Source organism: Pseudochelatococcus sp. G4_1912 (assembly GCF_047501465.1).
Classification (GTDB): domain Bacteria; phylum Pseudomonadota; class Alphaproteobacteria; order Rhizobiales; family Beijerinckiaceae; genus Pseudochelatococcus.
This window is the reverse complement of record NZ_JAZDRL010000001.1, coordinates 1,111,867-1,125,000: the sequence shown is the minus strand read 5'-3', so window position 1 is coordinate 1,125,000 and position 13,134 is coordinate 1,111,867. Positions and strand designations below refer to the sequence as shown.

13 protein-coding genes (1 of these 13 only partly in view) are annotated in these 13,134 nt (G+C 54.5%); 7 read left to right on the top strand and 6 right to left on the bottom strand.

Going from position 1 to position 13,134, the window contains the following annotated elements; genetic code table 11:
* From VRZ32_RS05125 to VRZ32_RS05105, 5 genes are all read left to right on the top strand, one after another.
* On the top strand, positions 1–305 hold the 3' end of the coding sequence (locus VRZ32_RS05125) for an MBOAT family O-acyltransferase (protein WP_414524617.1). It extends 1,072 nt beyond the left edge of the window; only the last 305 of its 1,377 coding nucleotides appear in the window; the start codon falls outside the window, past its left edge; it ends in the stop codon at positions 303–305.
* A gap of 11 nt (positions 306–316) precedes the next feature.
* Positions 317–1,471 carry an alginate O-acetyltransferase AlgX-related protein gene (locus VRZ32_RS05120; protein WP_414524616.1) on the top strand — a complete coding sequence of 385 codons (1,155 nt, stop codon included), beginning with the start codon at positions 317–319 and terminating at the stop codon, positions 1,469–1,471.
* 100 nt (positions 1,472–1,571) lie between these two features.
* Positions 1,572–2,330 carry an energy-coupling factor ABC transporter ATP-binding protein gene (locus VRZ32_RS05115; protein WP_414524615.1) on the top strand — a complete coding sequence of 253 codons (759 nt, stop codon included), beginning with the start codon at positions 1,572–1,574 and terminating at the stop codon, positions 2,328–2,330.
* Positions 2,305–2,916, top strand: coding sequence for an energy-coupling factor transporter transmembrane component T family protein (locus tag VRZ32_RS05110; protein ID WP_414524614.1), 612 nt, complete (start codon positions 2,305–2,307; stop codon positions 2,914–2,916). The genes VRZ32_RS05115 and VRZ32_RS05110 overlap by 26 nt, the downstream gene beginning before the upstream one ends.
* Before the next feature lie 363 nt (positions 2,917–3,279).
* Positions 3,280–3,828 (top strand): biotin transporter BioY, encoded by a 549-nt coding sequence (locus VRZ32_RS05105; protein ID WP_414524613.1) that lies wholly within the window; start codon positions 3,280–3,282, stop codon positions 3,826–3,828.
* A gap of 61 nt (positions 3,829–3,889) precedes the next feature.
* On the opposite strand, the gene VRZ32_RS05100 is transcribed toward VRZ32_RS05105, so the two are convergent.
* The 4 genes from VRZ32_RS05100 to VRZ32_RS05085 all read right to left on the bottom strand — a co-directional run bounded on the left by VRZ32_RS05100 (position 3,890) and on the right by VRZ32_RS05085 (position 9,214).
* Positions 3,890–4,963, bottom strand: coding sequence for an ornithine cyclodeaminase (locus tag VRZ32_RS05100; RefSeq protein WP_414524612.1), 1,074 nt, complete (start codon positions 4,961–4,963; stop codon positions 3,890–3,892).
* A gap of 5 nt (positions 4,964–4,968) precedes the next feature.
* Complete coding sequence (gene rocF, locus VRZ32_RS05095; RefSeq protein ID WP_414525046.1) at positions 4,969–5,889, bottom strand: arginase; 921 nt, start codon at positions 5,887–5,889, stop codon at positions 4,969–4,971.
* 136 nt (positions 5,890–6,025) lie between these two features.
* Positions 6,026–7,585 (bottom strand): aldehyde dehydrogenase family protein, encoded by a 1,560-nt coding sequence (locus VRZ32_RS05090; RefSeq protein WP_414524611.1) that lies wholly within the window; start codon positions 7,583–7,585, stop codon positions 6,026–6,028.
* A 528-nt stretch (positions 7,586–8,113) separates the two neighbouring features.
* Complete coding sequence (locus VRZ32_RS05085; RefSeq protein ID WP_414524610.1) at positions 8,114–9,214, bottom strand: saccharopine dehydrogenase C-terminal domain-containing protein; 1,101 nt, start codon at positions 9,212–9,214, stop codon at positions 8,114–8,116.
* Positions 9,215–9,367: 153 nt separating this feature from the next.
* On the opposite strand from VRZ32_RS05085, the gene VRZ32_RS05080 reads away from it, so the two are divergent.
* Positions 9,368–9,805: an Lrp/AsnC family transcriptional regulator gene (locus tag VRZ32_RS05080; RefSeq protein ID WP_414524609.1), complete on the top strand. Its 438-nt coding sequence runs from the start codon at positions 9,368–9,370 to the stop codon at positions 9,803–9,805.
* 26 nt (positions 9,806–9,831) lie between these two features.
* Positions 9,832–11,511, top strand: a complete 1,680-nt coding sequence (locus VRZ32_RS05075; protein WP_414524608.1) for a thiamine pyrophosphate-binding protein — start codon at positions 9,832–9,834, stop codon at positions 11,509–11,511.
* 354 nt (positions 11,512–11,865) lie between these two features.
* On the opposite strand, the gene rpmF is transcribed toward VRZ32_RS05075, so the two are convergent.
* Together rpmF and mtgA are read right to left on the bottom strand one after the other, a co-directional pair.
* Entirely contained in the window at positions 11,866–12,051 is a 186-nt protein-coding gene (gene rpmF / locus VRZ32_RS05070) for a 50S ribosomal protein L32 (RefSeq protein WP_414524607.1), read from the bottom strand.
* A 165-nt stretch (positions 12,052–12,216) separates the two neighbouring features.
* Positions 12,217–12,945 (bottom strand): monofunctional biosynthetic peptidoglycan transglycosylase, encoded by a 729-nt coding sequence (mtgA, locus tag VRZ32_RS05065; protein ID WP_414524606.1) that lies wholly within the window; start codon positions 12,943–12,945, stop codon positions 12,217–12,219.
* Positions 12,946–13,134 lie beyond the last annotated feature (189 nt).

Here is a 13,134-nt window from a genome sequence, read left to right as displayed (position 1 = left end):
TGGGAAGGAATTCTGTTACTAATGATGCAAGCCTTGAGCAGTTTGTTGATCCTCTGGTTTTAATCAGCCTTGCCTTCGGCACGATAGCAAGTATGGGTACCTTTACGCGGCTCACTGCCGATTGGCGTTGCCGCGCCGGGCAGACGCGCGGTGTGTTGAAGCCGGGTCTGGATACGTTGGTTGTTGGTGCTGATGGCCGACTTGCACTGCTAGTGAGGTTTTCGCTACTGATGTTGATAGCGTGGTTTTCGGCAGCTCAAATGGCAAGCGGTACGTATAACCCCTTTATTTATTTCCGTTTCTGAGGATAGGGGGTATGTATAAACTAAATAAACCTTTCGCCTCACAATTGTATGGTTATGCGCTGAGCGGTATTTTCGCTATTGCGATGGTGCTGTCGATGGCGGGGGCTTTTTTTTCAACAGCGCAGCAGAGCGAGGTCGAAAATCGCCGCTTCAATGCCCTGCCTGAGTTGCCGGATTCATTTGCGACGTGGGAGACCTTTCCGCAGCGGTTTGAGGCCTTCTTCAACGACCATTTTGGTTTCCGTGCGGCTTTGATCCGCACCAACACGTCTCTTTCGACCACCTTGCTCGACCGTTTGCCCAGTAATGATGTGATCGCGGGTAAAGATGACTGGCTGTTTTATGCAGCGGAAAACGCGCTAGCTCTCTATCAACGTACAGCACCATTATCGCCACAGGTGATGGACGGATGGTTATCTGGACTGAGCGAGCGGGTTAAATGGCTCGCGATGCAGGGCGTCGATTATGCATTTGTGGTTGCGCCGGATAAGCACACGATTCATGCAGAGAAAATGCCGCGCTATTTGCGCGTAAGCAATGTTCCGTCGCAGCATGATCAGATCGTTGATCTTGCGCGTGCCAATGCATTGCCGGTGATTGACTTACGCCCAACATTACTTGCCGCCAAGGCGGATGGGCAGGTGTACTATCGCGATGATACGCACTGGAATAAGTGGGGTGCTTATCTGGCTTATCGTGAGATCATGGGACAGCTTGCACAGCGTGTTTCCGCCAAGCCAGTGAACTTGCAGGCAAGCGATTTTGAAATACAGCCTTATGGCCCTGGTGATTTAGCGCGTATGGCATTGATGCAGCGCACAGAAATGGTGCCTATTTTGAACACTGCCGCATCATCTTGCGTGTCTGATGCGGAAAAGATCAGATGGGATGCGGTGCAGTCCAGAGGGCAAAATGTAGGTACGCCACTTATTGTGCGGATGCGGTGTGAGGGGGGAAAAGGCAAGCTTTTGCTGTTTGGAGATTCCTTCTCCGATGTGCTTTTTTCCTATTTTGCTGCGAGCTTCGAAGAAGTTGTAGCAGTGTGGTCAGCACCAACGACCAAGCAAATGCAGGAGCTGGTTATGCAGGAGCGTCCGGATTTTGTATTGGAGGAGCGCGTCGAGCGACATCTCAAACGCATACCTAATCCACCTCCCAAGCGGTGAATACTAGCTTACCTGACAGTGGCGATAAACCGGATCAAACTTTGACCATCATGTATCGATAGAGCGCCTGATAGATAGGGTCAAACTGAAATGATAACAAATGCTTGAAGCGTTCCAGATCGATAATCGGAAAGACAATACAATAGGGGTGCATTTGGATGCTGTTTCCCTGTCTATTGCCGGACGCACTATCATCCATGATTTGTATTTGCATCTTGATGAGAAGCGCATTGCTATTATTGGTTGCAACGGATCGGGAAAAACGACCTTATTGCGGTTAATAGCCGGACTCATTGCGCCCACTCATGGGAATATTCGGGTTGAGGGTATTGATCCGTTTCGTGACAGGCGGGGGGTGCTATCGCAGCTTGGCATCCTGTTTCAGAACCCGGATCATCAGATTATCTTTCCGACTGTAGGGGAGGAGCTTGCCTTTGGCTTGAAACAGCAGGGGCATAAAGCTGATGATGTCGTGCGCATGGTGAAGGCGCTGCTTATGCGGCATGGGCGCGCGCATTGGTACGATGCTTCGGTGCAGACGCTTTCGCAAGGGCAACGGCAGTTTCTGTGTCTGCTGTCCATTCTCGCCATGAAGCCGCAAACTATCCTGTTGGATGAACCGTTCTCGGGGCTTGATCTGCCGACAGCAGCGCGTCTGTCACGCGCATTTACGCAGCTGCCGCAACGCTTGATAACCGTAACCCATGATCCCGCCGTTGCACGGGTTGCGGAACGCGTCGTCTGGATTGATGCGGGGCGGGTGCGCGCAGATGGCACGCCAGAGATGGTGCTGCCGGTGTTTGAAGCCGAAATGCAGGAGATGGGAGAGCGCGATGCTGACATTGACCTCGCCCCATAAAACCTGGCTTCATGCTGTACCTGCCGGGGCAAAGCTTGCTGCACTGGCCGTTGCAACGCTCGTATTGATGCCAATGAGTGATCCGTGGGCTATTGCAATAGGCGTAGCGGCAACGCTGATGCTTTATGGCATGCAGGGCTGGGCATTTGGGATTTATGGTTTGCGTATGCTGCGGCCACTGGTGCCGTTTTTCGTGGTGCTGATCGTTTGGCACGGATGGACAGGAGGCTTTACACGTGAGGGAATGTGGCCGGGCGCTGCCATTGGTTTCAAGATGCTGACGGCCGTGGCCTTAGCAAATCTGGTCACCATGACAACGCGCCTTGATGCCATGATAGCCGTGGTGGAAACCTGCACACGGCCGTTGGCACGTTTTGGACTGTCGCCGCGTGTGCTGGCGTTAGCGATTGCGCTGGTAATCCGTTTCACGCCCACTCTCATGATGCGCAGCGCGCAATTAGCGGAAAGCTGGCGTGCGCGTAGTGTGCGGCGGCCTAACTGGCGGATCGTGGTGCCGGTAACGCTTGCCGCTGTCGATGATGCTGAACAAATTGCCCAGGCGCTGCGTGCGCGTGGAGGCCTTTAAAGCACTGTTCGATAATTTTTGTCTATTTACGTCTGTTTATTTGTTTGTTTTCTGCATCAAATTGAACCAGGAACGATATGCATTTTTGATTATGATGCAATTTCTGATTAAGTCTTCAATTGGAGCTCAAGTTGCGGCAAACAATCGCAATGAGGGCAGGGGCATCGCAGCTAGAGATGTCACTATAGCAACATGCATTCAATATAACCAAAAAGCGGTATCCACTTTGTGGTTCGATGCAATAGGGTTCAAGCCGTTCATTAGAGCGCCAGGCATTCTGAAAGACGCAGAACTGCGCTCTAGACTTTATATTTCACCGCAATTTGCATTCGACTTGGATGCAAGTTGCTCTAAGGATCTGACGTGGAACGACATCTCGCACTGATAGCCCTTTTTGCCGCGCTCATTGCGGCGCTTGGCCTTGTGCCTCGGATTGATCTGGTATCGGGCGTGCCGATTACAGCCCAGTCGCTGGGCGTGATGCTTGCAGGCGCGGTGCTGGGTGCACGGCGCGGATTTCTGGCGGTGTTGCTATTGCTGTTGCTGGTCGCTGTCGGACTGCCGTTGCTAGCGGGTGGACGCGGCGGACTTGGTGTGTTTGTCGGCCCTACGGCTGGCTTCGTGTTTGGTTTTCCGGTGGCTGCTTTTGTTACTGGCTGGATTGTCGAACATTGGCGCGCACCAATTGGCATCTCGGCTTTTGTTGCATCATTGTTTGGGGGCGTGGTTGTGCTTTATGCTTTTGGCGCTATCGGCATGGCTCTCGTGCTCTCCAAGACTGTGCCGGAAGCTCTTTTGCTGACATCCCCTTTCCTGATTGGCGATATCATCAAGGCGGGTTTGACGGCGCTCATCACGCGGGAACTTGCAAGGTTGCGGCCTGGTGTGGTGCTGTCGCGAAACGCTGCTTGAACAGCACAACGCCGCGCATCATAAATGATACGCGGCGTTGCATGAAATCAGCGGGCTTGTCTTACGCCGAATGCTTCTTCTGCGCTAGCAGGGATGATCCGGGGAAGCGCAGCAGCATGCCGAACAGATCGCGTGGTTCATCGGGATCGGCGAGCAGATCAAGTTCTGCAAAGTGGCTGGTGCCCACGATCTTGTCGTGCACATAACGCAGTGCGGAAAAGTCTTCCGTCGCAAAACCTACAGAATCGAACAGCGTAATCTGCCCCGCATCGCGACGGCCTTCCGCCTTGCCGGTGATGACACGCCACAGCTCTTCAACCGGATGATTGGCATCAAGCTGCTGGATCTCGCCTTCAATACGGGTCTGCGGCGGATATTCCACGAAGATGTCCGAGCGCATCAGAATATCACGATGCAGCTCGGTCTTGCCGGGGCAATCACCGCCAACGCCGTTGATGTGAATACCAGGCCCGACCATGTTATCGGTCAGGATCGTGGCATATTGTTTGTCTGCTGTCACGGTGGTGACGATATGCGCGCCCTCTACCGCATCTTGCGCAGTGGTGCAGGACACGATCTCGAAGCCCAGTCCCTCAAGATTGCGCCGGCACTTTTCGGTGGCTGAAGGGTCGATGTCATATAGCCGCAGCTTGTTGACACCAAGCAATCCCTTGAATGCCATTGCCTGGAATTCAGCCTGCGCGCCGTTGCCAATCAGTGCCATGCAATTGGCACCGCGTGGCGCGAGATACTTCGCTGCCAATGCTGATGTTGCCGCTGTGCGTAATGCTGTGAGGATTGTCATTTCTGAAATCAGCAGCGGATATCCGTTGCTGACATCAGCCAGCACACCGAAGGCGGTAACCGTCTGGCGGCCTTCGCGGGTGTTCTTGGGATGCCCGTTGACGTATTTGAAGCCGTAATGCTTGCCATCGCTGGTCGGCATCAGTTCAATCACGCCTTCATGGCTATGCGAGGCGACGCGTGGCGTCTTGTCAAACTGCTCCCAACGGCGAAAGTCATCTTCGACATATTCAGTCAGTTCGCTCAGAAAGCGCTCGACGCCAATGTCCAGCACAAGCTCCATCATATGATGAACGCTGACGAAGGGGACGATGTTGAGTTTTTCAGTCATGCCGATCAATGACTCCGTGTCGGGCGTTCCATGATGCGGCGCCCCATCAGACTTGCGGTGAGATCGACAACAAGCGTTGCGGTGCGCCCGCGCTCGTCGAGGAAGGGGTTGAGCTCAACAAGATCAAGGCTGGAAACAAGGCCGCTGTCATGCAGCATTTCCATCACGAGATGCGCCTCGCGGAATGTCGCGCCGCCTGGCACCGTGGTGCCGACAGCCGGTGCGATGGCTGGATCGAGGAAGTCGACATCAAAGCTTACATGCAGCAGGCCATTGTTGGCCGCGACACGTTCCAGGAATGACCGCAGAAGCGTGGCCATGCCGTGCTCATCAATCGCGCGCATATCATGCACGGTAACGCCTGCCGCAAACAGCGCGCTGCGCTCTGCCGGATCTACGCTGCGCAGACCAAGCGCGCACACATTGACTGGATCGACATGGGCGATCAATTCAGGAAACACGCCTGAAAAGCCAGGGCGTCCACAAGCATAGGCAAGTGGTACACCGTGGAGATTGCCGCTTGTGGTGGTGTCGAGGGTGTGGAAATCGGGATGCGCATCAAGCCACAATACGAATTGGGGACGTCCAAGCTCCAACGCACGCCGTGCAACGCCAGCAATTGAGCCGCCTGCAAGCATGTGATCGCCGCCAAGGAAAATAGGCATACCGTCGAGGCTTGCTTCATAAGCAGCTTCAGTAATCGCCTTTGTCCATGCGACAACTTCAGGCAGTGATTTGATGGCGGGGTTAGGATGCGTCACCGATTCAGCGGGATCCGGAACGATAGTGCCAAGGTCAGTTACATCATGCCCAAGCTCACGCAGGGCTGTAATCAGACCTGCGGTGCGTAGGGCGCTCGGCCCCATCTCACAGCCCATACGGCCTGCGCCATCCTGCATCGGCACGCCCAGAATCTTGCAATGCACCGCACGCCTCTTGCCCGTTTCAACCCGATCTTTACGATCTATATCAGGATTCATGGACATAGGTGAAGAAGTAAGTTCGATCAACGGATCTGCCGTTAGAGGGAGTGTTTCGAAAAGTTTAGTAATGGTCATTATCTCACCCTACGTCGAACTTGACGCCCTGCGCTAATGGCAAGGTGCGTCCATAATTGATTGTGTTGGTGGCGCGGCGCATGTAAGCGCGCCAGGAGTCAGAGCCAGATTCACGCCCGCCGCCCGTTTCCTTCTCGCCGCCAAACGCGCCGCCGATTTCCGCGCCCGAGGGGCCGATGTTGACGTTTGCAATGCCGCAATCAGAACCACGTGCGGAAATGAAGGCTTCCGCCTCACGCAGGTCATTGGTGAAGATTGATGACGACAGACCCTGCGGCACATCGTTATGCAGCGCCAGCACAGCGTCGAAATCGCTGTATTTCACTACGTAGAGGATAGGGGCAAAGGTTTCATGCAGCATCGGGCCGGTTTGCTCGGCCATCTCGACGAGTGCAGGGCGCACGTAGAATGCATCAGCTGCGCCCATATCAACCCGCTCACCGCCAATGACACGCCCGCCTGCAGCCTTTGCAGCTTCAAGCGATTTCTGCATGCCGTCAAAAGCTGCCGCATCAATCAGCGGGCCAACCAGCGTGCCGGTTTCGAGTGGATTGCCAACCGTCACCGAGCCATAGGCAGCCTTCAGACGTGGCACAAAGCTGTCATACACACTCTCATGCACGAAGAGGCGACGGAGTGTGGTGCAGCGCTGACCAGCCGTGCCCATGGCCGCAAAAGCAACACCGCGCAATGTCAGATCGAGATCAGCTGAAGGTGCGATGATCGCTGCATTATTGCCGCCGAGCTCAAGAATGGCGCGCGCAAAACGCTGCGCCAGCTTGGGGCCAACCTTGCGGCCCATGGCCGTTGAGCCGGTTGCGGAAACCAGCGGCACCTTGTTGTGCGCAACCAGTGCTTCGCCAATGTCACCTGCACCGATCAGCAGGGTGGAGAGATGATCAGGTGCGCTGCCGCCCTCAGCCTTGAAGCGCGTAAGCGCGCGCTCGAACAAGGCGTGGGTGGCAAGTGCGGTTAGCGGGGTTTTTTCGGATGGCTTCCATACAATGCTGTTGCCGCACACAAGTGCTAGTGCTGCATTCCAGGCCCAGACGGCTACAGGGAAGTTGAAGGCCGAGATAATGCCGGTGACGCCAAGTGGATGCCACGTTTCCATCATCCGGTGCTCACCACGTTCGGTGGCAATGGTGAGGCCGTAAAGCTGGCGGGATAGACCGACAGCGAAATCGCAGATGTCGATCATCTCCTGTACTTCGCCAAGGCCTTCCGAGGTGATCTTGCCAGCTTCTACCGAGACCAGACGTCCCAGCGCTTCCTTATTGGCGCGCAGTTCCTCGCCCAACAGCCGCATCAGTTCGCCGCGTTTGGGTGCAGGCACTTCACGCCAAGCCAAAAACGCATCATGCGCGCGGGCAATTGCCGCGTTTGCGCCAGCGACATCGATGGTTGCGACATGTGCAAGCGTTTCACCCGTTACAGGTGAGCGCGCCAGCAATGGTCCATCAAGATGTTCACGCGCAACGCCCAGGCCGGACAGCAAAGCGTCAATCTCGGCTTTATATGAGGCTATGCCGGTACCATTCCGGTGGTTATTTGCATGAGACATGGCTTAATAATCCCCTAGAGCATTTATTTTGGAGCGTTCTTTCGTCGCATTGTTGCATACGGCAATAGCGCAAAATGTTAGAAAACAGAAGCGCTATTTGCTCTATCTGTTTGTTTTCACACTACCTTTTACCCCAAGAGTATATGCTCTACGGCATCAGGCTTGGGCTTTATTGCAGCAACTCCAGCAGAGTGCGCAGTTTTCGGGTCGTGGCTGAATAGATATAACAGGCAAATACAATGGTCATTGTGCAGTCTTATGGCGTTTTCTAGAAAAGTGGGCACTGCTGTTTCATTTTAAAAGCGCATCAGCCCAAAAGCTAAAAGTATCCTGAATGATTCAATCGATCGTTCAGATACTCTAAGCCTTCATAGTGAGCAAAGTGGGGCAGCCTTGTTAAAGGCCATCCCACTTCGGTTATCATTGCAGAGTGTAGGTCTGGTTAATGAGAGCAAAATGCATAAAACATGAATTGCTATTTTGCTCTCATTCTTTGTTTATCCAATTGGTGTCGGACCTTTAATATTTTTAGCTCGCAGCGCGCATGCGTGGCTGTTCGGCGTAGTACTTACCGAACCGGTTGGCCAGGAACGTGCCAAGCGAGATTTCTTCTTGCTTGATGAACCCCTTGTTGGGAAGCGTGCCCTTCGCCACCATATCGAGTACAGCGCAGATGCTTGCTGCTGTCGTTACCTGAATGGCGCTGTAGATCTTGCCGCTGATCATTTCGCTATAGATCTTGTTGGCGTAGGTTTCTTGCACCAAACGGCCCTTGCGGTAGCCGTTGACGGTGACAAACACGATGACAACGTCCTGATCAGTCGTAGGAATTGCGTTTTCCAGAATGTCTTTCAGCACTTCACGACGATGACGCAGGCCTAGATCGTTCAGCAACGCTTTCATGATGGCAGCATGGCCGGGATAGCGGATGGTGCGGTAGTTTAATGTGCGCACCTTGCCTTGCAGCGTTTCGCACAGGGTGCCAAGGCCGCCGGAGGTGTTGAACGCCTCATAGGTTACGCCATCGAGCGAAAACTCCTCGCGCTCTTCAAGAGCAGGAACTTCCGTCAGCTCGCCATCAACAATGGCTTCGCATGGCTCGATGTACTCGTTGATGACCCCATCCGTGCTCCAGGTGAGGTTGTAGTTGAGCGCGTTGGAAGGATACTGCGGCAGCGCACCAACGCGCATACGCACGCTTTCCAGCTTGTCAAAGCGGCTGGCCAGATCATTGGCGACAATCGAGATGAAGCCAGGCGCAAGGCCGCATTGTGGAATGAACGCCGTTTGCGCGGTTGCTGCAATTTCCTTCACCTGACGGGTGGATTCCACGTCTTCCGTGAGGTCAAGATAATGCACGCCTGCTTCAGCCGCAGCCTTGGCGATATAAGTCGTCAGATGGAAGGGAGCCGCGCTTAATACTGCGAACTTGCCCTTGAGCAGTTTTGTGAGCGCAGCATGGTCCGTTACATCAACAACTGCTGTGCGGATCAACTTGTGCGTATCGATCCGGTCGAGCTGGTCCTGCTGCCGGTCAGCGATGGTGACTGTGTATTCTTCTGTACCAGCAAGGAGGTTGGCGATGGTGGAGCCGATCTTGCCTGCCCCGACAACGACGACGTGTTTCATAATGCCTCCTCTGGAATAGCGCTTATATTGGCAGTTTCTGATTTGCTGCCATATTGATTTATTGCAGAATGACGGATACACGCGGTGATTCACAGCGCCATTTTTGCGCTTCACAGCATCATTATGTGCGACATGACGTAAAGTTTATTCAAAATGACGACGGTTATCACCGACAAAGATCATATGTTGTTGGCATTACTGCGAGAAAATGCGCGAATGCCGGTTTCAACCCTTGCACGGCGGTTGGGTCTGTCGCGCACCACAGTGCAGGCGCGCATCGAGCGGCTTGAAGGCCAGGGCGTAATTGCTGGCTATGGTGTGCGGCTTTCTGATGCATATGAGCGCGGATTGGTGCGCGCGCATATTCTCATTACTGTGGCACCCAAATCGGTGCATGCAGTAAGCGGGGCGCTTGCGGCGATAGAGCAGGTGCAAACGTTGCATTCTGTCAGTGGGACATTCGATCTCATCGCTATCGTCGTTGCCCGTTCAATTAGCGAGCTTGATGAACTCATCGACCGCATCGGCGTTCTGGATGGTGTAGAGCGCACATTATCGTCCATCATTCTCTCGACACGCATTGATCGTTAAAAAACGAAAAAGCAAGGGGAACGCGCATGATAAGCAACACCCGCACCGGTGGTCAGGTTCTGATTGATGCTTTGCGCATTCATGGCGTTAATCGAGCATTTTGCGTGCCGGGGGAGAGTTATCTCGCAGCCCTCGATGCATTGCATGATGCGTCTGATGATATCGCGCTTGTTGTGTGTCGGCAGGAGGGCGGTGCGGCCTATATGGCTGAGGCCTATGGCAAGCTCACGGGCAAGCCCGGCATTTGCTTTGTAACGCGCGGCCCCGGGGCGACGAATGCCTCCATCGGTGTGCATACCGCGTTTCAGGATTCAACCCCGATGATCCTCTTCATCGGGCAGGTCGCGCGGGATCAGCGGGATCGCGAGGCGTTTCAGGAGATCGATTATCGGCGGATGTTCTCGCCTATTGCGAAATGGGTTGTGGAGATTGATCAGGCCGAACGCATTCCCGAAATCATCTCGCAGGCGTTTCACCGGGCGGTCAATGGTCGTCCCGGCCCGGTCGTGGTTGCGTTGCCGGAAGATATGCTGACCGATGTCGTCAGCGTTAGCGATGCCCCCGCCTATCGTCGTGCCGAAATCGGTGTCAGCGATACGCAGGTGCAGGAACTCGCTCATCTGATTGCGCAGGCGAAGCAACCACTGATGATCGTTGGCGGCAGCGGCTGGAATAAGGACGCTGTAGCCGATATTCGCGCGTTCAGCGAGGCGATGCATCTGCCGGTAGCAGCCTCATTCCGCTGTCAGGATCTGTTTGACAATACCCACCCCAATTATGCAGGCGATCTGGGCTTTGCCGCATCTGCTGCCCTCAACCAACGGGTGAGTGAGAGCGATTGTCTGATCGTCGTGGGTGCGCGGCTTGGTGAAACGACAACAGCTGGCTATACGCTGATTGATATTCCCACACCGCGCCAGACACTCATTCACGTGCATTCCGGGGCGGAGGAGCTGGGGCGTGTGTATCACGCCACATTGCCGATCAATGCTGATGCAGCATCATTCGCGCGCGCTGTGCGGACGTTGGCGCCAATCCAGAACCCTGCCTGGCGTGTTTGGACGCAGCAGGCCAATGCTGAGTATCGCGCAAACCTTGCGCATCCGCAGACGCCAGGTGCGGTGCAGATGGGCGATGTCATGGCATGGCTGCGTGAGCATCTGCCGGTTGATGCCATACTCACCACAGGCGCGGGAAACTATGCCACCTGGGTGCATCGCTTCCATCAGTACCGCACCTTCCGCACGCAGCTTGGACCTACCAATGGTTCAATGGGGTATGGCGTGCCAGCAGCGATTGCAGCCAAGCTCACACATCCAGAGCGTACTGTTGTGGCCTTCGCGGGTGATGGCTGCTTTTTGATGAATGGGCAGGAACTTGCTACCGCCATGCAATATGACGCAAACATTATCGTGCTTGTCGTCAATAATGGTATGTACGGTACGATCCGCATGCATCAGGAGCGCCGCTATCCGGGGCGGGTATCGGGCACGCAATTGGTCAACCCCGATTTCGCAGCGCTGGCACGTGCCTTTGGTGCACATGGAGAGATTGTCGAAAAAACCGCCGATTTCGCTCCAGCCTTCGCACGGGCGCAAGAATCAGGACGCCCTGCGCTGATCGAGATTCGCATTGATCCCGAAGCGCTGACGCCCAAAATGAGCCTTAGCCAAATTCGCCAGCAAGCTCAGCAACAACAGCAATAGTTTCGCCTTGAGGTACCAGGTAAGGATTCTGATGCTATGACGGTCGTTGCATTGAGCGAGATCCAGAGCAGTTTGGGTTTTATTGGGTTCGCCGAATTGAACGCAAGCTTCTGTAAAATATAAAGATTAAAGCGCAGTTCTGCTTCATTCAGAACGTCCGGCATTCTGAAATTGCTCATGGATATGTTGGGTTTTGTGCTCGTAGGAGCGTAAATCTCCACATAACGGCTTTTCAATAGCAACACGCCGCCCATCGAGTGATGGACGGCGTGTTGAAAGGTCTTATTTGTCAACCACCAGACAGTTCAGGCTACAATGCTGTGGCCCTCACGTCTGGTAAGCGAGCGAGGGCAATCAAGCCTCGGTCTGCGCCTTCAGAATCTGACGGCCACGGTACATGCCCGACTTCAGGTCGACGTGATGAGGACGGCGAAGCTCGCCTGAGTTCTTGTCTTCAACGTATGTAGGATTAGCCAACGCATCTGCGGAACGGCGGTGGCCGCGCTTCGATGGCGAGGTTTTTCTTTTAGGAACGGCCATAGCTCAACTCCGATCAATGGTAACGATCCGGCGAATCCGGATGCATCCCATCCACGTTTAAATTTCAATGGATGCGGGCTTCTACTAGATTCTTGCACGCTTGGCTAGTTCTTTTTGACCTGATTTTAAAATCGCTCTCACTGCTTTATAATCGCTTGGATTTACCTAGCGTGCAAGGCAGCTGGTGTCTTCATTACCCATGCGCATGATGATGGCGTTGGCGCCACGTGCATGGAAGCGCGCGGGTTGTGCGGGGTTGCGCTGGCGTGGATTCGGCAGTGCGGCTGCCAATAATGCGGCTTCACGGCGGGAGAGGTTCTTGGCGCTTTTGTTGAAGTAGCGCCGTGCGGCAGCCTCTGCGCCAAAAATACCTTCGCCCCATTCAGCCACGTTGAGATAATTTTCCATCATCCGCCGTTTTGACCAGATAATATCGGCATAGACAGATAATGGCAGCTCCAGCCCCTTGCGCAAATAAGAGCGCCCCGGCCACAGAACAAGGTTTTTGACAGTCTGCATCGGTATTGTGGATGCACCGCGTGTGGGGCCGTTTTCGCCCGCACGGTCCACGACATGCCGCAGCGCGCTCCAATCAATGCCACCATGGAGACAGAATCGCGAATCTTCAGCCGCGATTACTGCCTGTGGCAAAGCGGGGGCGATGTCGTCCAGCGCCACCCAGTCCCGCGTTACCGGCTGCAGTGTAATCCAGCGCCCCAGCATCAATGTGGAAACGGGCGGAACGAAGCTGTAAAGCGTCAGCAATGCGATAGGGAGCATCACCAGGATCAGCGCAATGATCTTCAAGCGTCGCATAAGCTGGCGCATGCGTGCGCTTGTGGGCATCCGCTCAGGCGCTGGTTGTGCTCGCCTTGATTGCCGCTGCGTTGGCATGCTTCTCCTGTTCGACATATCCTGGGGTATTGTCCTTGACCCATGCTATGGACAGGGGCAATCGAAGCTGAAACAAGAGAGATAATCAGCAATGATCAATCTGCCGAATGTCTCAGGAGGCGTAGGGTTTGATCATACTGTGTGTTGGTTGAATTTGTGAAGACGCATCCTAAGCGCGAATGGAAGGCG